Source organism: Sphingomonas pollutisoli (assembly GCF_029167165.1).
Taxonomy (GTDB): domain Bacteria; phylum Pseudomonadota; class Alphaproteobacteria; order Sphingomonadales; family Sphingomonadaceae; genus Sphingomonas; species Sphingomonas pollutisoli.
In genome coordinates this window covers 1-25,356 of record NZ_JARFNJ010000025.1, presented here as the reverse complement: position 1 = coordinate 25,356, position 25,356 = coordinate 1, and the positions used below count along the sequence as shown (strand labels likewise).

Annotated in this window: 22 protein-coding genes and 1 pseudogene; 8 read left to right on the top strand and 15 right to left on the bottom strand. The window is 63.4% G+C overall.

The window, feature by feature from the left end:
• Together PX554_RS25380 and PX554_RS25375 are read left to right on the top strand one after the other, a co-directional pair.
• A partial coding sequence (locus tag PX554_RS25380; RefSeq protein ID WP_275504921.1) for an MFS transporter occupies nucleotides 1–693 on the top strand: 693 nt, incomplete at its 5' end.
• Between the two features lie 3 nt (nucleotides 694–696).
• Nucleotides 697–1,308, top strand: coding sequence for a TetR/AcrR family transcriptional regulator (locus PX554_RS25375; protein WP_275504920.1), 612 nt, complete (start codon nucleotides 697–699; stop codon nucleotides 1,306–1,308).
• Between the two features lie 191 nt (nucleotides 1,309–1,499).
• On the opposite strand, the gene PX554_RS25370 is transcribed toward PX554_RS25375, so the two are convergent.
• From PX554_RS25370 to istA, 4 genes are all read right to left on the bottom strand, one after another.
• Nucleotides 1,500–2,510 (bottom strand): polyprenyl synthetase family protein, encoded by a 1,011-nt coding sequence (locus tag PX554_RS25370; protein WP_275504919.1) that lies wholly within the window; start codon nucleotides 2,508–2,510, stop codon nucleotides 1,500–1,502.
• A 306-nt stretch (nucleotides 2,511–2,816) separates the two neighbouring features.
• Nucleotides 2,817–3,986: an alkene reductase gene (locus PX554_RS25365; protein WP_275504918.1), complete on the bottom strand. Its 1,170-nt coding sequence runs from the start codon at nucleotides 3,984–3,986 to the stop codon at nucleotides 2,817–2,819.
• A 124-nt stretch (nucleotides 3,987–4,110) separates the two neighbouring features.
• Nucleotides 4,111–4,839 (bottom strand): IS21-like element helper ATPase IstB, encoded by a 729-nt coding sequence (istB, locus tag PX554_RS25360; RefSeq protein ID WP_275504917.1) that lies wholly within the window; start codon nucleotides 4,837–4,839, stop codon nucleotides 4,111–4,113.
• Nucleotides 4,826–6,340 carry an IS21 family transposase gene (istA, locus tag PX554_RS25355; protein ID WP_275504916.1) on the bottom strand — a complete coding sequence of 505 codons (1,515 nt, stop codon included), beginning with the start codon at nucleotides 6,338–6,340 and terminating at the stop codon, nucleotides 4,826–4,828. The genes istB and istA overlap by 14 nt, the downstream gene beginning before the upstream one ends.
• 157 nt (nucleotides 6,341–6,497) lie before the next feature.
• Here istA and PX554_RS25350 point away from each other — a divergent pair, with 157 nt between their 5' ends.
• The gene (locus PX554_RS25350) at nucleotides 6,498–7,373 is read left to right on the top strand and encodes a LysR family transcriptional regulator (protein WP_275504915.1); all 876 of its coding nucleotides are present in this window, start codon (nucleotides 6,498–6,500) and stop codon (nucleotides 7,371–7,373) included.
• Nucleotides 7,374–7,460: 87 nt separating this feature from the next.
• Here the strand turns inward: PX554_RS25350 and PX554_RS25345 are convergent, their stop codons facing one another.
• The 6 genes from PX554_RS25345 to PX554_RS25320 are packed head-to-tail and all read right to left on the bottom strand — an operon-like array spanning nucleotide 7,461 to nucleotide 14,506.
• A complete protein-coding gene (locus PX554_RS25345) occupies nucleotides 7,461–8,849 on the bottom strand; it encodes an efflux transporter outer membrane subunit (RefSeq protein ID WP_275504914.1) in 1,389 nt (462 codons plus the stop codon).
• Between the two features lie 6 nt (nucleotides 8,850–8,855).
• Nucleotides 8,856–9,968, bottom strand: coding sequence for an ABC transporter permease (locus PX554_RS25340; protein ID WP_275504913.1), 1,113 nt, complete (start codon nucleotides 9,966–9,968; stop codon nucleotides 8,856–8,858).
• Nucleotide 9,969: 1 nt separating this feature from the next.
• Nucleotides 9,970–11,094 carry an ABC transporter permease gene (locus PX554_RS25335; RefSeq protein ID WP_275504912.1) on the bottom strand — a complete coding sequence of 375 codons (1,125 nt, stop codon included), beginning with the start codon at nucleotides 11,092–11,094 and terminating at the stop codon, nucleotides 9,970–9,972.
• Nucleotides 11,094–12,839 (bottom strand): ATP-binding cassette domain-containing protein, encoded by a 1,746-nt coding sequence (locus PX554_RS25330; protein ID WP_275504911.1) that lies wholly within the window; start codon nucleotides 12,837–12,839, stop codon nucleotides 11,094–11,096. The genes PX554_RS25335 and PX554_RS25330 overlap by 1 nt, the downstream gene beginning before the upstream one ends.
• A 6-nt stretch (nucleotides 12,840–12,845) precedes the next feature.
• Nucleotides 12,846–13,856, bottom strand: a complete 1,011-nt coding sequence (gene hlyD, locus PX554_RS25325; protein WP_275504910.1) for a secretion protein HlyD — start codon at nucleotides 13,854–13,856, stop codon at nucleotides 12,846–12,848.
• Nucleotides 13,853–14,506, bottom strand: a complete 654-nt coding sequence (locus PX554_RS25320) for a CerR family C-terminal domain-containing protein (RefSeq protein ID WP_275504909.1) — start codon at nucleotides 14,504–14,506, stop codon at nucleotides 13,853–13,855. The genes hlyD and PX554_RS25320 overlap by 4 nt, the downstream gene beginning before the upstream one ends.
• Nucleotides 14,507–14,744: 238 nt before the next feature.
• Here PX554_RS25320 and PX554_RS25315 point away from each other — a divergent pair, with 238 nt between their 5' ends.
• Both PX554_RS25315 and PX554_RS25310 read left to right on the top strand, forming a co-directional pair.
• Entirely contained in the window at nucleotides 14,745–15,326 is a 582-nt protein-coding gene (locus tag PX554_RS25315) for a TetR/AcrR family transcriptional regulator (protein ID WP_275504908.1), read from the top strand.
• Between the two features lie 57 nt (nucleotides 15,327–15,383).
• The gene (locus PX554_RS25310; RefSeq protein WP_275504907.1) at nucleotides 15,384–16,004 is read left to right on the top strand and encodes an NADPH-dependent FMN reductase; all 621 of its coding nucleotides are present in this window, start codon (nucleotides 15,384–15,386) and stop codon (nucleotides 16,002–16,004) included.
• A gap of 409 nt (nucleotides 16,005–16,413) precedes the next feature.
• On the opposite strand, the gene PX554_RS25305 is transcribed toward PX554_RS25310, so the two are convergent.
• The 5 genes from PX554_RS25305 to PX554_RS25285 all read right to left on the bottom strand — a co-directional run bounded on the left by PX554_RS25305 (nucleotide 16,414) and on the right by PX554_RS25285 (nucleotide 21,034).
• Nucleotides 16,414–16,968 (bottom strand): ankyrin repeat domain-containing protein, encoded by a 555-nt coding sequence (locus PX554_RS25305; protein ID WP_275504906.1) that lies wholly within the window; start codon nucleotides 16,966–16,968, stop codon nucleotides 16,414–16,416.
• Complete coding sequence (locus tag PX554_RS25300; protein ID WP_275504905.1) at nucleotides 16,965–18,656, bottom strand: catalase; 1,692 nt, start codon at nucleotides 18,654–18,656, stop codon at nucleotides 16,965–16,967. Before PX554_RS25300 ends, PX554_RS25305 begins: the two co-directional genes overlap by 4 nt.
• Nucleotides 18,657–18,876: 220 nt before the next feature.
• Nucleotides 18,877–19,491, bottom strand: coding sequence for an O-methyltransferase (locus tag PX554_RS25295; RefSeq protein WP_275504904.1), 615 nt, complete (start codon nucleotides 19,489–19,491; stop codon nucleotides 18,877–18,879).
• Nucleotides 19,492–19,596: 105 nt separating this feature from the next.
• On the bottom strand, nucleotides 19,597–20,298 hold the full coding sequence (locus PX554_RS25290; RefSeq protein WP_275504903.1) for a siderophore-interacting protein: 702 nt from the start codon (nucleotides 20,296–20,298) through the stop codon (nucleotides 19,597–19,599).
• 133 nt (nucleotides 20,299–20,431) lie between these two features.
• The gene (locus tag PX554_RS25285; RefSeq protein ID WP_420833484.1) at nucleotides 20,432–21,034 is read right to left on the bottom strand and encodes a PadR family transcriptional regulator; all 603 of its coding nucleotides are present in this window, start codon (nucleotides 21,032–21,034) and stop codon (nucleotides 20,432–20,434) included.
• Between the two features lie 255 nt (nucleotides 21,035–21,289).
• Here PX554_RS25285 and PX554_RS25280 point away from each other — a divergent pair, with 255 nt between their 5' ends.
• The 3 genes and pseudogenes from PX554_RS25280 to PX554_RS25270 all read left to right on the top strand — a co-directional run.
• On the top strand, nucleotides 21,290–21,766 hold the full coding sequence (locus PX554_RS25280; RefSeq protein ID WP_275504902.1) for a Fur family transcriptional regulator: 477 nt from the start codon (nucleotides 21,290–21,292) through the stop codon (nucleotides 21,764–21,766).
• A complete protein-coding gene (gene katG, locus PX554_RS25275; protein ID WP_275504901.1) occupies nucleotides 21,756–23,939 on the top strand; it encodes a catalase/peroxidase HPI in 2,184 nt (727 codons plus the stop codon). Before PX554_RS25280 ends, katG begins: the two co-directional genes overlap by 11 nt.
• A 542-nt stretch (nucleotides 23,940–24,481) precedes the next feature.
• Nucleotides 24,482–25,149: pseudogene (locus tag PX554_RS25270) on the top strand (OB-fold nucleic acid binding domain-containing protein); the annotation flags it as partial.
• Between the last annotated feature and the right edge of the window lie 207 nt (nucleotides 25,150–25,356).

The following is a 25,356-nucleotide window of genomic DNA, read 5'->3' as shown; positions in this document are numbered from 1 at the left end:
GCTGCGCGCGATCACCTCGGAATGCTGCGCGCCATCAAATCGGAATGGTGCGCGCGATCACCCCGGAATCCGCACCTGTTCCAGTCCCTGGGTCTGCTCGCATCGCTGGCGACCTGGCTCATCATGTCACCGATCCTCCCGAAATTCCCGGCACCGCGGAAATTTTTCGTGCTGGGCTTCGCGGCGCTCGCCCTGTTCGGCTGGATTCTCTCATCGCTTACACCGCAGGCGGCGATGTGGACCGATGTGCTGCCGGCTCTGCTATGTCACGGCTGCTTCATCATGCTGGTCCTGGCAACCACCGCCATGCAGACTTTCCGGGATGTTGGCCGCGACGATGAACTTCATACGCATGCTCAGCAGGTGAAGAACATGGCGGCGCAGCTTTCGACAGCCTTCGGCGTCAGCTTCGCCACGGTGTTCCTGCAGTGGCGCACCACGGTCCAGTATGATCATCTGGGGATCCGCCTGAACTTCAGCGATCCGGTCTTTGCAGCCTCCCACAATGGCATGACGGCAGCGTTATCCGCCTCCGTTGACGCCAGCACGGCCGCACAGATGGCGATGGCCCAACAAGCCCAGCAGGTTGCTCAACAGGCCATCATGCTCGCGGGCGTTGAATATTTCTGGATGATCGCGATCGTCGCGATCGTCGCCTTGCTGGTGTCCGCCGCACAGCGAATCTTTCGGTGATCCATGCGCAAGGTGGGTTCCGCAACGAGCAAGCGAACCGCAGACGGCCTGCGACAAAAACCGTCGCGTGAGCGGGTTATCGCGGTAGCGCGTCGGTATTTTCTGGCCAAGGGCGTCGCCGGCACATCTCTCTCGGCGATTGCGATCGAGGTCGGGGGATCCAAGGAAACGCTCTGGAAACACTTCCCTTCAAAGGACTCGCTGTTCATATGCGTCGCGGCGGAAATGACGGTCGAGTGGCAACGACAGATCGACAACGCATTCCAGGTCGGGAATGAAAGCCACGATCGGCTGACGTGGTATCTAGCCGAATTGTGCCAAATCTTCCGCAGGAAGGACGTGGCCCTGGGTCTGCGGCTGCTTGTTGCGGAATATGACAGGGTGCCTGCGGTCGCTCAGTTCCTGATCGAGCACGTCGTCAACCCGATTCTGCGGGATCTGCATGCCGCAATGTCGAACCCTGGTTCACTCGCGCCGACCGAGCTCGACGAGCAAGTGCGCAGTGTCTTTAATGATTTGTCCGGGGTAATCGCTACGGCAATCTTGCCTTGCCTGGATCAAGGCGCCCGCGGTGGCGCATTGCCAGGCGCGAACGCGCGCAGGACGGAGGAATAGCAGCCACCCGCTCACATGCGAGGGACTGCCAGTTTCATATACCGCGGCCTGGCGCAGTGCTGGGGTACAGCGAACCTAAATGCCGGTCCGCGATCTCGCTTGTAGGCGGCGAGTCCACCGATGCCTGATTGATCACAGCTTCTTCCTTGCCAAGGCCGCGCTACGCGATGGCATATCGCCGATACATATATTCAATTGCCTCTTGAGACGGCAAAGTCGGCAGCACTGATGAGCGCCTCCTTTGCTGCACCATCGCCAAAATAGGACAATATCTCTTTGGCGTCCTCAATGTAACGATTGGCCCGTTCAAGCGTATCCTGAATGGCATCCGTCTCCGTCAGGAGATGGAGCGCATGAGCCAGATCAGCGTCGCTCGCCTTCAATCCCTGCATCGCCTCTTCCCAGAACAGGCGGTCAGCGCGGGATCCGCGGGCGAATGCCAGAATGACTGGCAGTGTCACCTTCCCCTCGCGGAAATCATCGCCCGGGTTCTTGCCCATGCGCGTCGCGGTTGAGGCATAGTCGAGCGCATCGTCTGTCAATTGGAATGCGATACCGATAGCCTGACCAAAACGTCCCAGATCGGCAGCAATCGCTTCACTCCCTCCCGGTAGAAAGCCGATTACCGCGCAGGATGCTTCAAAGAGTGCGGCGGTTTTTGCGCCTATGATTTCAAAATATTCGGCCTCCGAAGTCCGTATCTGCCGCTGCGCAGCGAGTTGAACCACCTCCCCCGTGCTGATGACCCCGGAGGCTCGGGACACGGTTTGAAGGATCTCGATCGAGCCATCCTCGACCAGCATTTCAAAGGCACGGCTCAATAGAAAATCGCCGACGGCGATGGCCGCTTCATTACCCCATATCGTGTGCGCTGCGGGCTTGTTCCGTCTCAAATCGGAGTGGTCCACCACATCGTCGTGCAATAATGTGGCGGTATGGATAAACTCTATTGCCGCAGCGAGCGACAGGTGGCGGCGACCGCGATAGTTCATCAATTTTGCGCAGCCGAGTGACAGCGCCATTCTTATCCGTTTCCCCCCATTGGAAATCAGATAGCCGGCCAGCTCCGGAATAAGTGAGACCGAACTGCTTGTCATTCGTGACATCACAGCCTCGGCATCCGCCAAATCTGCCGAGACGAGCGACAGCAATGGCTGCAACGATTGAGCACCGGATAGCGGTTGCGGGATCGTTGCAGTCATTGCCGTGCCGGCCTTGCAAAGGTCACCCCCTCGCTGGGATGACCAAAAGCACGAGCCAACCCACGGTCAAACCCTGATATCCCCTTGGGGGCGGGGAAGATGATGAGCGCGCTTCGACTGCCGCCCGACCTTGATCCTGGCATTTTTGGGATTCCCGGACCGGCAGCGGCCACCCACAGCCCGCGACGAACGAGGTCGCAACCATTGCGAGCGATCACGCGCCCCGCGATGGATATTGCGAAATCGCACGTCGCGGACGGGGCGACACGCCGCGCCGCGACAGCACTTTCCCATTCGTCAGGCACGCTAGGCGTCGCCGAGAGCGGGATAGTCGATATAGCCCTGCTCGCCTCCGGAATAGAAAGTCGCATGGTCCGGCGTGTTCAGAGCGGCATTCTGTTGGAAACGGACGGGCAAGTCGGGATTGGCGAGGAAGGCGGAGCCGAACACGGTCGCGTCGGCGCGCCCGCTTTCCAACGCCGCCTCTGCCTTCGCGTAATCGAGGCCGCCGCCCAACAGATAGGAGCCGCTGAACAGCGGCTTCAGCAATGCGTGATAATCCACCGGCGTTCCGAAAAGCGCAACGTGGAGGTAGGCAAGACCCAGCCCATCGATCTGCTCGACCAGATGGGTATAGGTTTGCTGCGGCGTCGCGTCGGATACATCGTTGAAGTTCATCTCCGGGGAGATTTTGATTCCCACCCTGTCCGCGCCCGCCTCTGCCACCATCGCTCCGAGCACTTCGAGGACGAACCGCGCCCGCTTCTCGACCGAGCCGCCATAGGCATCCTCGCGGGTGTTGCTGCCGGACGACAGGAATTGTTCGGGAAGATAGCCCGATGCACCATGAAGCTCGACGCCATCGAAGCCGGCGTCCAGCGCCCGCCGGGTGCTCGCGCCGTAGGCTGCGACAATATCGCCGATTTCGGCCACGCTCAGTTCGCGGGGCGTGACAAAGTCCTGCTGGCCCGCGGCCGTCCAGGTCTGGCCAGCGGGACGGATCGCCGAAGGTGCAACCGGCTGCGCATTGCCGGGCAGCAGCGAAGGATGGGAGATGCGCCCGGTATGCATGAGCTGCATGAATATCCGGCCGCCGCGGTCATGCACCGCGTCCGCTACGCGCTTCCACGCGGCGATCTGGGCCTCGGTTTCGATGCCGGGCGTGGACACATAGCCCTTCCCCATCGCGCTGGGATAGACGCCCTCGCTGATGATCAAGCCGGCGCCTGCGCGCTGGGCATAATAGGTCGGCACAAGATCGGTGGGCACGCCGGTCTCGTCATCGGCGCGAGACCGCGTCATCGGAGCCATGACCAAGCGGTTGGGCAGTTCGAGGCGACCGATACGGACGGGCGTGAACAGCAGGCTCATGCGGGGATTCCTCCATTTGGATCGGATGGAAATATGCATTCGCATTGGCGATATAAAGGAGCTATGTAAATAGGCGTCGAACCGGGACCCCCGATCGGCGTCCAAAAGGGACCCCCCAATGGCGCTGGTGGGCGTCGATGATGGACGCGCCATTCGCGCTGCTTGCGGCGTAGGGAGGGCGTAGCCCGACCGGAGGCGCAAGCAGCGCGAACCGATCCTTTGTCTGGCGTCAGCTGCGGTTCTTGAAGCGCCAGCTGTCGTTGCCGGTCTCGACGATGTCGCAGTGGTGGGTGATGCGATCGAGCAGCGCGGTCGTCATCTTGGGGTCGCCGAACACGCTGGGCCATTCGCCGAACGTCAGGTTGGTGGTGATGATCACCGACGTCTGCTCGTAGAGCTTGCTGATCAGGTGGAACAGCAACTGGCCACCCGAGCGGGCGAACGGCAGATAGCCGAGCTCGTCGAGCACCACGAGTTCATGGCGGCGCAGCTGGGCGGCGAGCGCGCCGGCCTTGCCGATCCGGGTCTCCTCCTCGAGCTGCGTCACCAGATCGACGGTGTTGAAGTAGCGACCGCGGGCACCGGCACGGATGACGCTGGCGGCGATCGCGCTGGCGAGGTGGGTCTTGCCGGTGCCCGTGCCCCCGACCAGCACGACGTTGCGGCGCCCCGGCAGGAACGAGCCTGCGTGAAGCGAGCGCACCAGCCCTTCGTTGATCGGGGTGTTCTCGAACACGAAGGTGTCGAGGTCCTTCACGACCGGCAGCCTGGCAGCCGTCATGCGGTAGCGGATCGAGGCTGCATGGCGATGGGCGCCTTCGGCGCGAAGCAGATCGCTCAGGATCTCCATTGCGGTGCGCTTGCGCTGGACGCCGGTGGTGACCGCCTCGTCGAACGCACCCGCCATGCCCTTGAGCCCAAGCCCGCGCATAGCGTCGATCATCTCATGCCGCTGCATCGAGACCTCGCAGGCTGTCGTAACGGGCGCAGTTGGCGACCGGCGGGTGCATCAGCGCCAGATCCTCGGGCGTGACGATGGATGCGGGTCGGGGCGGCTCTCGCCGACGCGACAGGATGTTGAGCACGACCTCGTCGCTGACCGCACCGGCGTCGAGCGCTTCGCGAACGGCGCCCTCGACGGCATCCAGGCCATCGCTGAGGACGGCTGCAAGAACGCGGACGAACCGTCGATCGGCATCGTCGTCGCTGCCGAGCTTGCGCCGCAACCGAGCGAGCGCGGGCGGCAGATCCCAGCCCTGGAACGGCGCCCCGTTCCTCAGCGCGCCAGGCTTGTTCACCAGCACCGGCAGATAATGCCAGGGGTCGTAGATCGTTCGGTCGCGGCCGAAGAACCGGGAGTGATCGGCGATGATCTCGTCGCCCATCCGCACGACGATCCGGTCAGCATAGGCCCGGACCTGGACCGCACGACGCACCGCCTTGGCGGCAACCGAGTAGCGGTTCCGATCGAAGCTGATCAGGCAGGTCCCGGTCACCGCATGTTGCGTCTCATGGAAGCCGTCGAACGCGGAGAGCATCGGCTGGAGCGCGGGCCGCTCCAGCTCCAGCGCCTGCGCGACCGTCATCTCCTTGTGCTCGGGGTGCGCCTGCATCGCCGCCCAGCGCAGGCACTCGGCTTCCAGCCAGCCGTTCAGCTCCTCCAGGCTGGTGAACCGAAGCCGGGGCTTGAAGAAGCGACCCCGGATCGTCTGCACCTGATGCTCGACCTGGCCCTTCTCCCAGCCGGCCGCCGGCGAGCACGCGGTCGGCTCGACCATATAATGGTCCGCCATCACCAGAAAGCGACGGTTGAACACGCGCTCCTTGCCGACGAACACGGTCGTCACCGCGGTCTTCATGTTGTCGTAGATGCCGCGCAGCGGCACCCCTCCGAAGAAGCCAAAGCCGCGCGCATGCGCGTCGAACACCATCTCCTGCGTCTCGCGCGGGTACGCTCGAACGTACACCGCCCGCGACGCGCACAGCCGCACATGCGCGACCTTCACGCGCATAGGCTTGCCCGCAATCTCCACGTCTTCGTGGCTCCAGTCGAACTGGTACGCTTCGCCCTGCCTGAACAGCAGCGGGATGAACGCCGCGACGCCGGCCCCGGGATCCTTGCGCCGCGCCTCGGCCCAGCGCGTGGCGTAGCGCCGGACCGCATCGTACGATCCCTCGAAGCCTTCGCGCAGCAACAGATCATGGATGCGCGTCATCCGCAGCCGGTCACGACGCGACCGCGTCTCGTTCTCGGCCAGCAGCGTATCGAGCCGCTCCTGGAATGGTCCGATCCGCGGCAGCGGCTGCACCGAACGATGATAGTCGAACGCGCCTTCGGGCGCCCGGATCGCCTTGCGGATCACCTTGCGCGATAGCCGCAGGTCCCGTGCGATCTCCTTGATGGGCTTGCCGCCGGCGTACTCACGCCGAATCCGTACCACCGTCTCCACCACCAACATCCCGATCTCGCCGCCTGAGAATACCCAGGCCGCTGTCTAAACCATCGAAATGAGGGGTCCCTTTTGGACGCCGATCACCCCGCTAAGGGGGTCCCTTTTGCACGCCGATCCACAGGAGCTAAATCGGAATTGATTGATCCATTTATGGAGCAATGCAGTGGAATTTCTGAACGACATGGCCCTGTTCGTCGAGGTGGTGAAAGCGCGGAGTTTCCGGGGCGCTGCCAAGGTCATGCGCATGCCCAATTCAACGCTGTCCCGCAGGATCGGCCTGCTTGAAAAAGCGATCGGACTGCGCCTGCTGCACCGCACGACACGCAAGCTCGAACCGACCGAAGCAGGCCAGATCTATTTCGAACGATGCCGGCGGATTGTTGACGAAGCTCGGCTGGCGCATGAGCAACTCGGTGACATGCTGGAGCAGCCGAGCGGTCAACTCCGCATTTCCTTGCCTGTGGATTACGCCATCACTTATCTGGCACCCTTGATCGCGGAATTCGCACGGCGCTACCCGGACATCAGCTTCGATCTAGATCTCGCCCCTCGCCGGGTCGACCTGGTGTCAGAGCCATTCGATCTGGCGATCCGCATCGGCGAGCCCGAGTCCTCGCACATGATCGCGCGGCCACTCGCCCGATTGCGCCCCTATCTTTATGCTTCTGCGCGCTATCTGGCTCGCAATGGCGAACCCGGTGACCCGGCCGCGCTGGCCGGCCACGATTGTCTGTGCATGCCGGGGGCCGACAGGTGGACATTGCACAATGGAACGCACCGGATCAAGGTTGCCGTGGGCAACCGGTTCGACATCAACAATGTGGGCATGATCCGCCGGCTGGCGACGCTCGACATGGGCATAGCGATCATCCCGGAGGAGATCGTGGCCGACGAACTGGCCGATGGCCAACTCCGGCGTGTGATGCCGCAATGGGAGGGCGCGCCTATCCCTGTCTATGCCATTTCCGAGACGCGCCTTTTGCCGGCGAAGGCCCAGCGATTTATCGAGTTTCTGCGAGAGCGCCTCAAGGCCAGCTGATCGGTAAGCACCAGCGTCGCGGACCATATTGCACTATCGCGGGCGACCGGACCTGCTGGTCCCGGAGGCACTGACGCGAAAGCAGCATCAGGCCCCGCCCCCCAGCGCCTTGTAGAGCGCGACTGCCTGATCGGCGTAGGCTGCCTCGGAATCGGTAGCCGCCCGATCGGCGGCAGCGTAAGCCGATTCCGCATCGAGCAGTTCGATCAGATCGGCCTCACCGGCGCGGTAGCGCTGCCGGGCGAGATCGCGTGCCGAGCGCTGCGCATCACGGGCGGCGGTGCTCAGGGCCATGGCCCTGCCTGCTTGTACGAAGCGATTGGCAGCGGTTTCGCTGTCGTTCAGCGCCCCCAGAACCGCCGCTTCGTAAGCCACGGCCGCCTGCTCCGCCCGCGCGTCGGCGCCCCGGATCTGCGCACGGATGCGGCCCGCATCGAAAATCGGCCATTGCAGGCTGGGGCCGATCTGGAAGCGGGTGCTGCTGGCGTCGAACAGGTTGCCGCCGGTCTGCGCCTGCTGCCCGATCCCGCCGAGCAGCGAGACGCGCGGAAAGAGGTCTGCCGTCGCCACGCCGATATCGGCGGTGGCCGCGGCCAACCGGCGCTCGGCGGCGACAATGTCGGGGCGCCGCCGCAGCAGATCGGAGCGCAATCCCATCGCGATCATGTCGGGCGCGCGCGGGATCGAGGCAGGATCGAGCAGCCGGGGATCGAACGCCTCGGGCGCTTTCCCGGCGAGCAACGCCAGGCGATAGACATCGGCGCGGATATCCGCCTGGATCGATGGAACCTGGGCGGCCGTTGCACGGGCCTGGCCCTCGGCGCGCTCATAATCGAAGCGTGACGCTTCGCCGGCATCGAAGCGCTGCTTCGTGAGGGCGGCAATCTGAGTCTGGGCATCGGCATCGGCGCTGACGCTGGCCAGCCGCGCCTGCGCCGCACGCAGGTCGACATAGGTGCGGGCGACCTCGGCATGGAGGCTGAGCAGCGTCGCGCGGGCATCGGCGTCGGCCGCATCGAGACGGGCTTGCGCGCCCTCCACCGATCGGCGGACCCGGCCCCACAAATCGATCTCCCAGCTTGCATCGAAGCCGGCATCGAAAAGGGTGAAATCGCGCGAAAAGCCGGGAATACGGCTGATCGGAATCTGGCCATTCTCGCTCACCCGGTTCCGCGTCGCCGATCCGGTGGCATCGATCTGGGGCAGCCTTGCGCCAGCGGTGGCATCGCGATCCGCCCGGGCCTCGGCGAGCCGCGCCCGCGCGGTGCGGACGTCGAGACTGCCAGCGTCGGCTGCGGTGATGAGTGCCGTCAGCTGAGTATCCCCGAAACTCGCCCACCATGTCGCATCGACCGGCGCTGCGGAGCCCTGTGCGATCCATGCCGGCGCGGCCGCCACTTCCGGCGGATGGCGGTAAGTCGGACCGACGGTGCAGCCGGCGAGGAACAGCAGGACGATCAGTGAGGCGCGGGACATGCGAGTCTACTCCATGCGGGCACGGAACAACCAGGCGCCGAGGCCCAGCGTCACCGCCGCGATGAGCATGAGGGGAAGGATGCGGGCGAATACGTCGCCGGCCGGCATGGCTTTCAGGAACAGCCCCTCGTCGATCTCGAGGAACCACCGTGCCGGATTGGCGAGGCTGACGATCTGCAGCCAGCCCGGTGTGTTGTCGACCGGGCTGGCATAGCCGGAGAGCAGGATAAGTGGCACGACCACCAGGAAAGCGCCGAGAAAAGCCTGCTGCTGCGTTGCCGAAGCCGCAGAAACGAACATGCCGACGCCGGTCAGCGCGCACAGGAACATGAACAGGGATAGGTAGAACAGCAGCACCGAGCCGGTGAAGGGCACGCCCAGCAGCAGGTGCCCGACGAGAAGGTAGATCGAACCGTTGACCAGGCCAACGACCACGGGCGGCACCATCTTGCCCACCAGTATCTCGGGCACCCGCAGCGGCGAGACCATGAGTTGATCGAAAGTGCCCAACTCGCGCTCACGCGCCACCGATTGCGCCGTCACCGATATGCCGCTGACCGCGCCGATGGTGACGATCAGGCCCGGCAGGGTGAACCACAGATAATCGAGATTGGGATTGAACCAGTTGGTCACGACGCTCCGGGCCGGCGGGGATGGGATATCCGGCCGCAATACGGTCCCGGTGGCGGTGGCGATCCGCTGGAGATAGCCTGCCACGATCTGCGCGGCGTTCGAGCGGCGTCCGTCGAGGATCACGCCGGCGGTTGCCGTTCCGCCGCGCGCGATCGTCATGTCGAAATCGGGCTGGAGGACGATCGCGGCAATCACTTTGCGATCGTTGATCGCCGCGCGCAGCTCCTGCATCGAATGCAGCGGCACGATGCTGTGTACATTGGGGCTGCCGGCGAGCTGCGAGGCGAGCTCGATCGCCGCGCGACCGCCGCTGCGGTCGAGCAGGCCGACGTCGAAATTCTTGACCTCGAGCGTCGATGCGAAGCTGAATACGAAAAGCTGGACCAGCGGCGGCAGGAACAGCACGGTGCGTGCGCGCGGATCGCGCAGGATCGCCCAGAACTCCTTCACGATCATCGCGCGCAGGCGCCCCATCGCTCCGGCCATGTCAGTCGATCCTCTTGCGGGTCATGCGGTAGGTGAGCGAGAAGAACAGTGCGCCGAAGCAGAGCATCGCGGCGATGTCCTGCAGGAACAGTCCCCACAGATCGCCCACGACGAACACGGTCTGGAGCGATGGGATCAGGTAGCGCGCCGGCACGATCCAGGTGATCGCCTGGATAGGCCTCGGCATCGAGCTGATCTCGAACAGGAACCCCGATAACAGAAAGGACGGCAGGAAGGCGGAAAGCAGCGCGATCTGGCTGGCGACGAACTGGTTCTTCGTCGCCGCCGAGATGAGTAGCCCCTGCCCCAGGGCCGGCAACAGGAAAGCCGTGGCGATGAGGAGCAGCGCAAAGGGCGATCCGCGGAACGGCACGCCGAACACGAACACGGCGATCAGCGTGCACAGCGTCATCGATCCGAGCGCGAGCACGAAGTAGGGAATGAGCTTGCTGGCGAGGAACTCGATCATGCTGACGGGTGTCGCCATGATTGCCTCCATCGTGCCGCGCTCCCATTCGCGCGCGACGACGAGGGCGGTGAGCAGCGTGCCTACCATCGTCATCACGATCGCGATCGCGCCGGGCACGAGGAAATAGCGGCTTTTGAGCTCGGGATTGAACCAGTAACGCGGCGCGAGATCGATCGCCGCGCCGGAGCGCACGTTGCCGAGGCTGGCTTCGTCCCCTGCCCAGCTTGCACGCACGCCTTCCGCATAGGCGCCTACGAAGCTCGCGGTCTGGGGCAGCGATCCATCGGTGATGATCTGGATCGGAGCACCGCCGCCACGCGCCTGCTGCCGCCCGAAATCGGCGGGTATGACGATGATCGCGCGGATCGCGTCCGACACCAGCAGCGGCTTGAGCGGCGCGACGCTGCGCGCCATCGTCACGTCGAACCAGCGCGAGCGCTGATAGGCCTGGGCCAACCCCATCGCCGGCGCGCTGCTATCCTCCAGCGCTATGCCCACCCGCGTGCGCGCCGTGTCGAGCGAGACGGCATAGCCGAACAAGAATATCAGGATCAGCGGCAGGACCAGCGCGATCAGGATGGTCGAAGGATCGCGGACGATCTGCTTGACCTCCTTGCGGAGCATCGCGCCCAGACGGCCAGGATCGATGGCGGGCATCAGGCAGCCTCCTTCCGATCGCCTTCGCGGGCACGGTCGGAGGCTTCGATGAGGGCGATGAAGGCATCCTCCATCGTCGGATCGTCCAGCCCGTCCTCGGTCGCGGCGCGGGCTTTGAGTTCGTCCGGGGAGCCGGTCGCGATCTCGCGCCCGCGGTAGATGAGCGCGACGCGATCGCAATATTCGGCCTCGTCCATGAAGTGGGTGGTGACAAGGACGGTCACGCCCTTGCCGACCAGACCGTTGATGTGGGTCCAGAATTCGCGCCGGGTGATCGGATCGACGCCCGAGGTCGGCTCGTCGAGGAACAGCACCGGCGGTTCGTGCATCACCGCGCAGGCCAGGGCGAGGCGCTGCTTGTAACCCAGCGGCAAGATGCCGGCATTGGTGCCGAGGAACCGGCCGAGATCGAATATGTCGACCGCCCGTTCGATCGCCGTCCGGGCCCCAGCTCGGTCGAGCCCGTAGACGCCGGCGAAGAAATCAAGATTCTGCCGCACGCTGAGATCGCCGTAGAGCGAGAATTTCTGCGCCATGTAGCCGAGCGCGCCGCGCGCCTGCGCCGCCGAGCGCCGCAGATCGAAGCCGGCGACCGATCCGGTGCCGGCGCTCGGCTTCAGCAGACCGCACAGCATCTTGAAGGTGGTGGACTTGCCGGCGCCGTTCGGCCCCAGCAGGCCGAAAATCTCCCCGCGCCCGATGGTGAAGCGTATATCTTCAGCGGCGGTGAAATCGCCGAAGCGCCGGGTGAGACCGTCCGCCTCGATAGCGGGGGCATCGTGACGGGGGATCTCGCGATAGGCCTGGGCCAGCCTGCTGGTGCCCTTGGGGCCACCGCCCAGTATGTCGACGAAGCCGTCCTCGAAGCGCGGCGGGACAGGCTCCAGCCGCGCCGCGTCGCCCGCCGCCATCGCCGTGACCGGCGGCGGTTCGGCGTTGCGCGCGACCAGCAGCCGGATCGCCTTGCCCTGGATGGTGGCATCCGCAACATCGTCGCGGTCGAGCACGCGCTCGAGCAACGGGCGCCGCTCGCCGGCGAAATCGACCAGACGGAAGCTGCGATGCGCGATCCGCCCGGTGAGCTGGGATGGAGGCCCCGAGAAGAGCAGCTTGCCGCGATCGAGCAGATGAACGGTGTCGCACCGCTCCGCCTCGTCGAGATAGGCAGTGGACCAGAGTACAGCGATCCCGCCGCCATGGCCTGGGCCGGCCAGCTCCTTCATCATCGCCCACAGTTCGCGACGCGACACGGGATCGACGCCGACGCTGGGCTCATCGAGCAGGAGGAGGCGCGGTGTGCGGATCAGTGCGCAGGCGAGGCCCAGCTTCTGCTTCATGCCACCCGAAAGCTTGCCGGCCGGCCGCTGCTGGAAGCGGCGCAGGTCGGTAAAATCGAGCAGGCGGCCGAATGTCTCTTCTCGCTCGTCCCGCGGCAGTCCGCGCAGATCGGCGTAGAGGTCGAGATTCTCGCTCACGCTCAGATCCTCGTAGAGGCCGAAGCGCTGCGGCATGTAGCCGATCTCGTCCATTGCCGCACCGGGCGGGCCGCCGAGCACATCGATGCGACCGCCATCCGCCGCGAGCAGCCCGGCAAGCAGGCGGATGAGCGTGGTCTTGCCCGCGCCGTCAGGCCCGACCAGCCCGGTGATCCGCCCCGGCTCGATCCCGATGGACACGCCGTCGAGCGCCGGATCGCCCTTGCCGAACCGCTTTACGAGATCATGGGTCGCGGCAAGCGTGGCCATCGGCGGTCAGCGCTTCGACGCCGGAGGGGCGTCGGGCACGCCGACCGTTACCGGCTGGCCCTGGCGCAGACGCTCGTCCGGGTCGGCGACGATGATCCGCAGCCGGTAGACGAGATCGCTGCGCAGGCTCGTCGTCTCCACCGTCTTGGGCGTGAACTCGGCAGCCGGTGAGATATAACCGATCGCGCCATGATAGACCTTGGCATTGCCATCGGTCGTCACCGTTACCTTCATGCCCGGAGCCACGCGGCCGAGATCGGCCTCCCCGACATAGGCCCGCACGCGCACCGGCCGGTCGATCGTCAGGGTGAATACCGTCTCCCCGGCCTGCACGATCGCGCCGGGCTCGCGCGCTCGGGTGAGGATGGTGCCGTCGGCCGGTGCCACAAGCGCGGTGTCGGCCAGGTCGGTGAGCGCGGTGGCGCGCTGCGCATGGGCACTTTCGAGCTGGGCGACGCCGGCGGCGATGTCCTCGCGCCGCGATCCGGCGCGCTGCAGCGAAAGCGCCTGTGTCGCCGCATCCACCTGTGCCTGCGCCGCACGCAAGGCGGCGGTGGTCTGGTCGAACAGTGCCTGCGAGATCGCGCCGGTTGCGATCAGCGGCTTGCGGCGCTCATAATCCTCCCTGGCCTTGGCGAGATTGGCCTGCTGCTGGGCGAGCATGGCCTGCGCCTGGGCGATGTCCTGGGCACGGTTCCCGTTCCGCCTCTTGTCGAGATCGGCGGCCGCCAGATCGACCTGCGCCACCGCCGAGGCGTGCCGATCGTCGAACGGGCGCGTATCGAGCATGGCAAGGCGCGTTCCCGCTTTCACATGCGCACCTTCCTCGATCGGCATCGCGGCGATCCGCCCCGCCACGCGGAAGCCGAGATCGACCTGCCGTATGTCGACATTGCCGTAGAGGGTCAGCCCCCTGTCCCGCTTCGCCCACAGGCCAAAGCCACTCGTGGCAAGCAGCAGGACGGCCAGCGCGGCGATCGCAAGGCCCAGCAGGAGGAACAGACGTCTACGGGTCATGGCTTGTCCTTCCGCTCCATGCTGTCAAGGATCGCGTCGATCTGGGCGAGCACCACCGCACGTACCTGTTCGACCTGCGTACTGCCGATGTCGCTCCAGCCGGTGGAGCGCAGCACGGCGGCCCGGGCGACGCGAAAGACGAGGACCTGGCCGAACATCGCCACCGCCCGCAGCCGCGCCTCGCCTTCCTCGATCGGATAGGAAGCGACACGCTGGACCAGTCCGGTCAGATGCCGCAGCAGCGGCCCCATCGGGCCATTGTAGAGTTCGTCGAAGGCCGGGGTCGGTTCCATCTGCTCGCGCACGATGAAGCGCGCCCAGGATGCGCTTTGGGACCCTAGCATGATGGTGAGCATGGCGGAGAAGATCGTGTGGATCTGGGACCGTGCATTCGCAGGCCCGCCGTCGTCCGCCGTTCGCATGGCGGCCAGCGTCGGAGCCATGAGATCGGCCATGCGCGCGGCGATGTAGCGGGCGACCGCGACATAAAGCTCGTTCTTGCCGCCGAAATGATAGGTGATCAGGGACATCGGCTTGCCCGCAGCTTTGGCGATCAGCCGGGTGCTCGTGCCTTCGAAGCCATGCCGGCCGAACAGATCGAGCGCGCTCAGGATGAGTTGATCGGACGAATCGGGCGTTGCGTCTGCCATGCCTTGGCGTAGTTCGTTCGATCGAACGACGCAATCGGCGATTCGCTTATCGGAGTCCAGGATGAAGGAGCAACCGGCCTGCGCGACCGAATGGCGCTCGTTTCCTGGACAAGCGGTTCGGCCGAATGCGCGCCTCGGCCTCGCGATCCGGCAGCGTAAAAATAGTTATGGACCTATCGGTTCAGAACCCCTATTTAGAGATAGCAGATCGTTGGATCTGATTGGCAAGGAGCGCGGCATGGCCCGTCCGCAGGAATTCGTAACCGCCGATGCGCTGAACAAGGCGATGCGGGTATTTTGGAACAAGGGATACGAGGCGACGAGTCTCGCGGACCTGATGACCGCGACCGGCCTGAGCAAGAGCAGCCTTTATGCCACCTTCGGCGACAAGCGGGAATTTTTCCTCGCTGCCTATGATGTCTATCGGGCCGATCGGGCGCGTGAGATGGAGGCCATCCTCAACGCAGGGCCGGCGCGGCAGGCGATCGAGACCTTCTTTGGCAAGATCATCGCCGACGCCAGTGCGGTCGAGTTTTCGAATGGCTGCATGAGCACCAACCAGGCGGTTGAGATGGCGCCCCATGATCCGCTGGTCCGCCATCGGGTCGCGACCGATTTCCAGCTGATCGAAGACGCTTTCGCTCAAACGATCGAGCGCGGCCAGGGGGAGGGATCGGTCAGGAGCGGGACGGATGCCCGCATGCTGGCGCGGCTTTTCGTCGTGGTCTTCCCCGGCTTGCAGGTGATGGTTCGGGCCGGTGCCCCTCAGTCACGGCTGAAGGTTGCGCTGGAACTGCTCCTGTCCAATCTCGACGAATAAAGCCGCGCATAGAGTTTTTAACAATTTCGGACCGATTGGTTCATAACGGAGATCGATATGCCGGCTACACATATTCTGGTTCTTGCGGCCTCGCTACGCACCGGCTCCTTCAACCGCCAGCTCGCCGATCTTGTCGGCCGGCGCCTTGAGGAAGCCGGCGCAAACGTCACGCGGCTCGAGCCGGGCGACTATGCGCTGCCGATCTATGACGCTGATCTGGAGAACCGCGCGGGCGTTCCTTCCGCAGCGCTCGCGTTGCACGAGCAGTTCCGCAGCCATCAGGGCATCTTCATCGCAAGTCCCGAATATAATGCCAGCGCCTCGCCGCTTCTGATCAACCTTCTCGCCTGGGTTTCCCGAGTGAGCGATCACGGCGGTATGGCAGCGGCGTTCGGCGCCCCTGTCTTCGCGCTCGGCAGCGCCTCGCCCGGTGGCTTCGGCGGCTATCGCGGGCTGATGGCACTGCGCAATTCGCTCGAACTTCAACTCGGCGCTCGCGTCCTGCCGACGATGGTGTCGGTAAGCTCGGTCAAAAGCGCGCTCACCCCTCTGGAAGCGGTTGGCGTGGATGGCGGGCATCTGGGCAGCAAGTGTCCTGATGCTTGGCTTGGCCGCCGGCATCATCCGCCTGTGGTTGAATCCGTGAAGTCGCGATTTCGATATTCACGAATAGATTGAGGCGGTCCTTCACCCAGCTGTGGACGCCGATTTTTTCTCGAAGCGTTCAAGGTTGATTGCGCAGGGTCATGTCCAAAACACAGTCGACCCACAGGTAATCCTGAAATAGACCGGCAAGGCGGGCGTTGCCCCGAAGCGGTGCGCACCGCCCGCACCCGAACGTCAGAGCGTTGGCCAGTCGGACAAGGACAAGTTGGGCTGTGGCGTGCCGCCGAAAGAGGATGTGGACGGCGCGGTGTGCCCGAGATGCCGTAACCAGCCCCTCCCTCGCGCCTCGCTGTCGCCAATACCGGCACGGCGGCAGACGATGCAACCCGGAATGGCAGATGATCCGTCGTGCGTTCGCAGAGCCTCCACGCCTGCAGGCTGCGATCTCAAACCCATCCGCGCAGGGGCGAGACCGATAGCGCTACTTCGATCCCAGCATCCTGGCGACGTCGTCATTTCCCTGCACTGCGGCAATCGCCACCGCGGTCCGCCCGTTGGTATCGGCGATCGACGCATCCGCCCCGGCGGCCAGGAGCATCTCGACCTGTTTGGTGCGGCCGAAGAGGGCCGCCATCATCAATGCCGTCTGTCCAGCTCTGTTGCGGGCATTGACGTCGCACTTTTCCTTGAGCAACCGCGCCGCGATAGCGTCGTCGCCTTTGAACGCGACGCCCATCTGCGCGGTGTTACCCTGGCTGGCGTCGGGTTTGCAGGGGTCGGCGCCTGCCTGCATCAGCGCATCGACAGCCGCCGTCTGCCCATTATAGGCAGCCAGGATCAACGGAGTGAAGCCACGCGCTTCATAGGCGTTGACGTCAGCACCATGTTGCACGAGCACGGGAATAAGATCGATGCGGCCAAGCTTCGCGGCCTCGAACAACAATTCCTGCCGCCGCTCAGGTGGAGGAAGTTCAGCCTGAGCGGGCGCCGGGGCCGCGGCGAGCGCGGCCCCCATCAGCAAACCGATCATCATCATTTCCCCTCGTAGCGAGCGTCGAGCGATGCGGCATAGTCGGCGATGGCCTTCTCAACCTCGGGCATGGGCACATCGATCGCCCTGGCGAGGCGCGTGCCCAAATCCCTGTCGGCCTGAGTAAAATAGCTGACCATGATGACTTTGGTACGCATCGAGCTGACGGCGCCGAGATCCCCAGCGAGGTTCTTGACCAGGTCCGCCTTGTCCGCCGGCTTGAGCGCCCGGTAGAACACGCCCGCCTGATCGAACGGCTCGGTCTTCGAGATCGGCGTGGTCTGAACGATCGCATCGATCTTGTAGGGCGTGGGCGCGAAAGCGGGATTCAGCGCCTTCCTCGACGTCACCGAGGGAAAATAGTTCACATCGACCCGGCCGGTTGCATGATCCAACTGACCATCCTGATAATTGTTGACCACGGTCACGCGCGGCTTGTTTACCGGCAGATCCATGACATTGGCCCCGACACGATAGCGTTGCGTGTCCGAATAGGAAAACAGTCGTCCCTGGAGCATGCGGTCGGGGGAAGGCTCGATGCCCGGCACCAGATTGGCCGGGGCAAAAGCGGACTGCTCGGTCCAGCGGAAGAAATTCTCCGGAACCTGGTTCAGCGTCATCTCACCGATCTTGCGGAAGGGCGTGTCGAGCCATTCCTTGGTGTCATCGAAGGGGTTGTAGGACAGCTTGCCGAGTTCGTCCGCCGTCATCGTCTGCACCATGAGGTCCCAGACCGGATAATTGCCTCTGGATATTTCGCCATAGAGGTCATCGGTCAGATAGTTGAATGGCGCCTTGCCCGCAGCTTCGCCATTCAGGTTCTTGACGCCCTGATGGCTGATCCAGCGGAATTTCGCATAGATGACCTGGCCATCCTTGTTGACCAGCTTGAAGGCATGAACACCGTTGCCGTCCATCATGCGGTAGGAGGCGGGCGTTCCCAGATTCGACCAGACATGCACCAGCATGTTCGTCGCCTCCGGTGTGCCGGAGAAGAATTCGAAGAAGCGGTTGGGATCCTGCTTGTTCGTGACGGGCGATGGCTTGAGCGAATGGATCATGTCCGGGAACTGGATCGCGTCGCGAATGAAGAATATCGGCGTGTTGTTGCCGACCAGATCCCAATTGCCCTGGTCGGTGTAGAACTTTACCGCGAAGCCGTGCGGATCGCGCAGCCCCTCCGGCGATCCCGATGGGTGGATGACGGTCGAGAAGCGGACGAAGACCGGCGTTTCCTTGCCCGGTGTCGCGAACAGCGATGCGGTGGTGATGTCCGACAGATCCGCGGTGGCGCGGAACGTGCCGAGCGCGCCGGTGCCACGGGCATGGACGACGCGCTCGGGCACACGTTCACGATCGAAACGGGCGAGCTTTTCGATGAGCGTCGTATCTTCCAGAAGCACTGGTCCGATATCGCCGGCGGCCAGCGAATTGCGGTTGGAACCGATGGGCGCGCCGTTGTCGCGCGTCATTTGAGGAATCGCGCCCGCAGCGGCACCGGAGCTGGAACCGGCGGTCCCGACCTGGTCGAGCATCGGCGGCTGACCGGTCGTCGCGGGCGCGGCCACGGTGCTCATCCGTGTAACGACCTGCGTAGGTTCGGGTGACTGCGATTGTGCCTGGAGCGCGCCGACAGGAGCCAAGCTGCTCATAGCCAGCAGCACCGCACTACGTTTTCGGATGGACAAGGTCATCTTGGCTCTTCCTTTATTTCGATCAACGAACCCTTTCCAAGATACTTGCCACCCAGGATTTCAGTGATCCAATCAATGATATTTGTAACAGTGATCGGCAGAAGTATTCAAAGCCGCGGGGATTAGCGGATTGACTCGGTCTGGCGGAGCAGCGCGTTCGCGTGGCTCAACACGCTGGACAGTCGAGGCGCTCGACGCTGCTTCTTCGGATATTGTCGTATTAAGGGTTCTGACGCGGCGCGAGGAAATCAAGGCGGCTGACCTCGATACCGGTCCCCACGGGCAGCAGCACGCTTGTGATACCCGGTTTCGCGCGAACAGCCCGCGCATATTGCTTCACGCCATCGCCCCCAGGCCGCACCATGTTATCAGCGACGATGATCGCTCCTGGATTGAGCTTGGGGAAGAAGGCTTCCAGGCATGGGACGTAAAGGTCTTTCCAGAGGTCGACGAGCACGAAATCAATGCCGACGGTCAGTTCGGTAATCATCTTGACGGCATCGCCGACTCTGAAGTCGATAAAGTCGGCAAGCCCTGCTTTCGCCGCCATGTCCTGGGCATAAGCCGACTTGTAATCCTGCAACTCCATCGTGATCAGGCGACCGCCGGTCGCCCGCGCAGCCGCAGCGAGCCAGATGCCGGAATAGCCGTAGGATGTGCCAAGCTCCAGGATGGTCGGCGCCTTGAGGCTCCGCGCAAGAATATTGATCAATTGACCGGTGTCCGGCCCAACGGCGAGGAGCCGGGTGTCCCTGTCGCCAGCCGGCGGCATTCCTCGCTCCGCCCTGATCCGCTGATGGTATATATCGAGTACCGCCAGTATCTTTTCATCCATGGCCAATTCCTGAAGGGTATGAAGATAACTCTGCCGTCGGCTCATGCGCCGACGGCCGGTAGCGGGAGAAATCCCAGGCCGCACCAATCATGCGAGATGGAGGTCTCAGTCCCCAATCCGCTCGTGGGCATCCGCCAGTCCGCGTGTCCAATAGCCGGCCGCCTTGGTCCATTCGCGCGGGTGGCCGCGTTCGTCCACGATGTAGCTACGGATCGCGCGGGCAACGCTGGACTCCGCAGCGATCCAGACAAATCCCTCACCTGCAGGCGGCTCCCAATCCTTGAGCACCGCCCGTAGCAATACGGCATCGTCGGCCGTCCCGTCCCGAACCGTCCAGATCGGTGTCCAGGCAGCCTGCGTCTCGAAGGACTGCGTCTCCTGTGTGCTTGCTACAACCGCCATCGTGACAACCGGAACCTGGGAACGCAGTTCCTCAACGCGGCGTCCGATTGCTGGCAGCGCGGTTTCATCACCGATCATCAGATACCAGTCAAAGTCGTCCGGAATAATCGCGGAGCCACGTGGTCCACCTATTTCGAGCGTATCACCAATCCTGGCCGCCGCGGCCCATTGGGTCGCAGGGCCTGCGTCATGCAAGGCGAAGTCGATGACGATGCGGCCATGGACGGTGTCGAAACTGCGCGGCGTGAAATCGCGCATACAGGGCTGGCCACCTTCCGCAGCGTTGTTCTCCGGAAAGAACAGCTTGATGTGATCATCGGCCGAAGCACTGACGAAGTCATGCAAGTCCGGCGAGATAAAGCCGATCCGCAGCATACGCGGCGTAAGTCGTTCTATACTCTCCACTGTTAATCTCCGGCGGCGAGTTTCGTGCCGGAGGCGCTTGACCTGATGAGGTATCAAAGGGATTCCTTCCTGGCGAGCTCGATTGGAGGTCGCGATCCCGAGCCGGTGGCGAATGAGAGCCAGCCGATGCATGTCAAAGCCGCTCGATCTTGCGCGCCACCTCGTCGATCAGCGCGACAGTCTCGTGCAAACGATCATCATCGAGACCTGCACCAAGCCGATAGTCGAGAACATTGCGCAGATTGTGGACCGCGCGGCGGATCGGCACGGCATCCGTCCGCTCACGTATTGCGCCAATTGCGTCGAGCCTCGCGAACAGCAACTCGACCTCGTTCGCGCGTTCGGCAAGGTGAGTCCTGCCGTCGTCGGTGATTTCGAAAAGCTTGCGTGTACCCTCGGCTTGCAGTTCCTTGATCAGCCCCATATCGGTGAGCAGAGTCAGGGTCGGGTATACGACGCCCGGACTCGGTGCATAAGCGCCGCCGGTTCTCTCCTCGATCGCACGGATCAGGTCGTAGCCATGTCGCGCTTTGTCAGCGATCAGCCCGAGCAGCACCAGCCGTAGTTCACCGCTATCGAATATCCGGCGCCCACTGCCTCCGCGTCCGCCGCCGAAGCGACCTCTTTCCATCGAGCGTTCATCGCCTCGTCCGAATGGACGACCTCCTCCAGCACCGAAGCGCTCCGCAAAACCGCGCCGTCCACCGCGACCCATATCTTTGCCACCAAACATCATGGTCCTTTCATTTCGTTTCATGGCATCTAAGATATATCTTGCACCCGCCTTTTCAAGATCGATCTAGATATATCTTTATTCGGACGTGGCAGGCCATCCGGGCGGTTTGCCGAGTGCCGTTGCTCTCTCGGTTTGCAGCACCGGCTGGATGAAGTTGGGTGGCGCGCCACGGACATCCCTCACCCGTAGGTTCGAACCAAATTGGAAAGTGATTCACTGTATTGAGTTATTCAAGATAAGGGGCATAGTGTCCGCATGCCTTCGCCGCCTGCCAACCATTTTTGTACGCATGACTGGCTTCATACCTTGAGAGCCAAAGGGCTGCGCGCCACCGCGCAGCGCGTAGCGGTTCTGGGTTTTCTGCATCATCATCCGCACAGCGACGCAGAGGCGATCTACCAGGCTGTGCGTCCCTCCCTCCCGACAATCTCCGTTCAAGCCATCCACCTGATCGTTCAGGACCTTTCAAGGCAGGGCCTGATCCGTCGTATCAGCCTGCCGGATTCCGCCAGCGCACGGTACGAAACGCGCATCGAAGACAATCACCACCACATCCAATGCGTTCAATGCGGGCGCATCGAAGACATTGATTGTGTCGTCGGCCATGCCCCCTGCATCGAGCCCAGCGATACGCACGGCATGCGCATTGTCGAAGCCAGCATCATCTTTCGCGGCATTTGCCACGCTTGCGATTCCTCCAGCCAGCAAAGGAATGAAAACCATGACAACTGAAACCACATGTCCGTTTTCGAGCAATGCCTCCAGGCCTTTCGCTGGCGGTGGCAGCCAGAATAGCGGTTGGTGGCCTAACCAGTTGCGCGTTGATCTGCTGAACCAACACTCGTCCAAATCAGATCCGCTGGGCCAGACGTTCAACTACCGTGAGGAATTTGCGAAGCTCGACTACGACGCTCTGAAGAATGATCTGCGCAAGCTGATGACCGAGTCGCAGGACTGGTGGCCGGCCGACTTCGGCCACTACGGTCCGCAGTTCGTCCGCATGTCCTGGCACTCGGCTGGCACGTACCGCCTGAGCGACGGTCGCGGCGGTGGCGGTCGCGGCCAGCAGCGTTTCGCTCCGCTCGATAGCTGGCCGGACAATGTGAACATCGACAAGTCGCGCCGCCTGCTGTGGCCCATCAAAGAGAAATATGGACAGAAGATCTCCTGGGCCGATCTGCTGATTCTCACCGGCAACGTGGCGCTGGAGACCATGGGCTTCCGCACGTTCGGTTTCGCCGCCGGCCGCGAAGACACCTGGGAGCCCGATCTGGACGTGAATTGGGGGTCGGAGACCACTTGGCTGGCTCACCGCCCGCTTGAGAATTTCGACAATCCCCTCAGCGCCACCGAGATGGGCCTGATATATGTCAATCCAGAAGGTCCCAATTCCAACGGCGATCCGGTGTCCGCCGCCGGATTCATCCGTGAGACCTTCGCCCGCATGGCGATGAACGACGAGGAAACCGTCGCACTGATCGGTGGCGGCCACACCTTCGGCAAGACCCACGGCGCCGCGCCCGAGTCTCACAAGGGGCCGGAACCGGAAGCCGCTGGCCTGGAAGCACAGGGCTTGGGCTGGATCAGCGATTACGGCACCGGGAGCGCCGGCGACGCCATCGGTGGCGGCCTTGAGGTTATCTGGACGCAAACGCCGGCGCAGTGGAGCAACCACTTCTTCGAGAACCTGTTCAAGTTCGAATGGGTGCAGACCCGCAGCCCCGCCGGCCTCATCCAGTGGGAGGCCAGGGACGCCGAGGCCATCATCCCGGACCCCCACGATCCGTTGAAGAAGCGCAAGCCCACCATGCTGACCACCGACCTGTCGCTGCGCTTCGACCCGGTCTACGAGAAGATCTCGCGCCGCTTCCTGGAGAACCCTCAAGCTTTCGCCGAAGCGTTCGCGCGCGCCTGGTTCAAGCTGACCCATCGTGATCTGGGTCCCCGCTCGCGCTATCTGGGTCCGGAAGTACCCAAGGAAGAGCTGATCTGGCAGGATCCGGTGCCCCCCATCGATCATCCGTTGATCGACGCAGCAGACGCCGCTGTACTCAAGGCCAAGGTGTTGGAAGCGGAACTGACCGTATCCGAACTGGTTGGCGCCGCCTGGGCCTCGGCGGCGACCTTCCGCGGCGGCGACAAGCGCGGCGGTGCCAACGGCGCGCGTGTCCGCCTTGCGCCGCAGAAGGACTGGGAGGTCAACCAGCCCGAGCAGCTGGCCAAGGTGCTCAAGGCGCTGGAGCGTATCCAGCTCGAGTTCAATCAAGGCGCCATCGCTGGCAAAAAAGTCTCGCTGGCCGACCTGATCGTGCTGGCTGGCAATGCCGGCGTCGAGCAGGCGGCGAAGGCCGCCGGCCACGAGGTAACGGTGCCGTTTACGCCTGGCCGCACGGACGCCTCTCAGGCGCAGACGGATGTCGCGACCTTCGATGTGCTTGAACCTGCAGCGGACGGCTTTCGCAATTACCACAAGGCCGGACTTACCGCGCCCGCCGAAGTGGTCTTGATCGACAAAGCGCAATTGCTCACCCTCACCGCTCCCGAGCTGACCGTGCTGATCGGCGGTCTGCGCGCGATCAACATCAATGTCGGTGGATCCCCGCACGGCGTCTTCACCGACCGGCCCGGAGTGTTGACCAACGATTTCTTCGTCAACCTGCTGAACATGGGTACGCAGTGGAAGGCAGATGCCGAGGCCAAGGATCTGTTCGAGGGCCGTGACCGCAAGACTGGTGAACTTAGGTGGATCGGCACGCGCGTCGACCTCGTTTTCGGCTCGAACTCGGTACTGCGCGCTTTGGCTGAGGTTTACGCGGCCTCGGATGCGAAGGAGAAGTTGGTCAACGACTTCGTCGCCGCCTGGACCAAGGTGACAAATCTCGATCGTTTCGACGTGCACGCCTGAGAAGGCTTCCGCACGGTCGTGGCCGAGAGAGGCTGGGTCGAGGACGGCGTTGCACCGACGCGGTGCGAGCCGCCCCTCCCCCCGGAAGTTCGCGTTTAGGTCAGTCAGGCAATGGCTAGTTGGGCAGTGCCACCGAAAGAGGACTCGAGCGTCGCGGGACTGCCCTAGATGACGCGACCGATCTATCCCTTTCGTCTCACCGCCGCCAATACCGGCACGGTGGTCGGCGGATGCAATGAACTGAGGGAATGGCGCTACGGTAGAAGTGGTCATGCGAGACTGGCTGTACGTGTATACTCCCAATAACGCATTTCTGCGGCTCTCACCGAAGCTCCCTCCAATTCCCCAATGTTAGAGGTTTCGAGTTCCACGGGATCATTGTTGCATCAAATAGGCAGCAATTGCTTCGTGTAGCACGTTCGGGAACCTCTACGCCAAAATCGGCCACGCGTGGTCAGTTCCTGTTCACGCGCGACCTGATCATAAGGATCGGCACTTCAGCGCCCTACCCATTGCAGAGATAAAAAGGGCAGATCCTTGTCGTGAAGGGCTTGGGCGACGCCCCGCTGCCGCTATTCACGGCCGCCGACGAGCGCGAGGCGCGGTTCAGTCCCGAGGCTGGAGCCAGCGGTCGCGCTGCGGCCGATGACCGACGGGCGCGAGGTAGTTGAGGATTATCGCGCGCTCCAGCTATCGCTTCGTGGGCATCCCGTCAGCTTCCTGCGCGACGAGTTGGCAGCGATGAAGATCGTCCGGTGCGCCGATCTCGCCACCATTCGCGACGGGCGCAACGTCGAGGGGGTCATCCTCGTCCGTCAGCGGCCTGGTTCGGCCAAGGGGTGTTGTTCGTGACGATCGAGGACGAGACCGGCATCGCCAACGGCATCCTCTGGCCCGATCGGTTCGAGATCTACCGCGTCAGGTGATGTCCGCGTCGATGATCGCGATGCGCGGCCGGTTGCAGAAGGAGGGCGAGGTCATTCACATCATCTGCGACCGCATCGTCGATCACGACGACATGCTGCGGTCTATCGGCCGCATGGAGTTGGGCGTGCCTTCCGGGCGCGGCGATGGCGCGAAGAATGGCGGTGGGCCGAATCCACGCGACCCGAATTGGCCGACTCGAGATAGAACGCTGGCCTATCCACCGTTCGGCATAGCGTCAGACGAGGAGGAGGCGCTGCGCATCCGCAGCCACGATTTCCGTTAGCCGAGCGTCTCTCCAATAGCGCAAGGCTAGGAGTATTGCGGGTACCCATAAACGCGACAATCCGCCAGACTTGGTCTGACGGGCTGTCGGGTTGTCGCTAGATTGGTATAACAAGGAAGTTATACTGACGTTGGTTGCGGGGACAGGATTTGAACCTGTGACCTTCAGGTTATGAGCCTGACGAGCTACCGGGCTGCTCCACCCCGC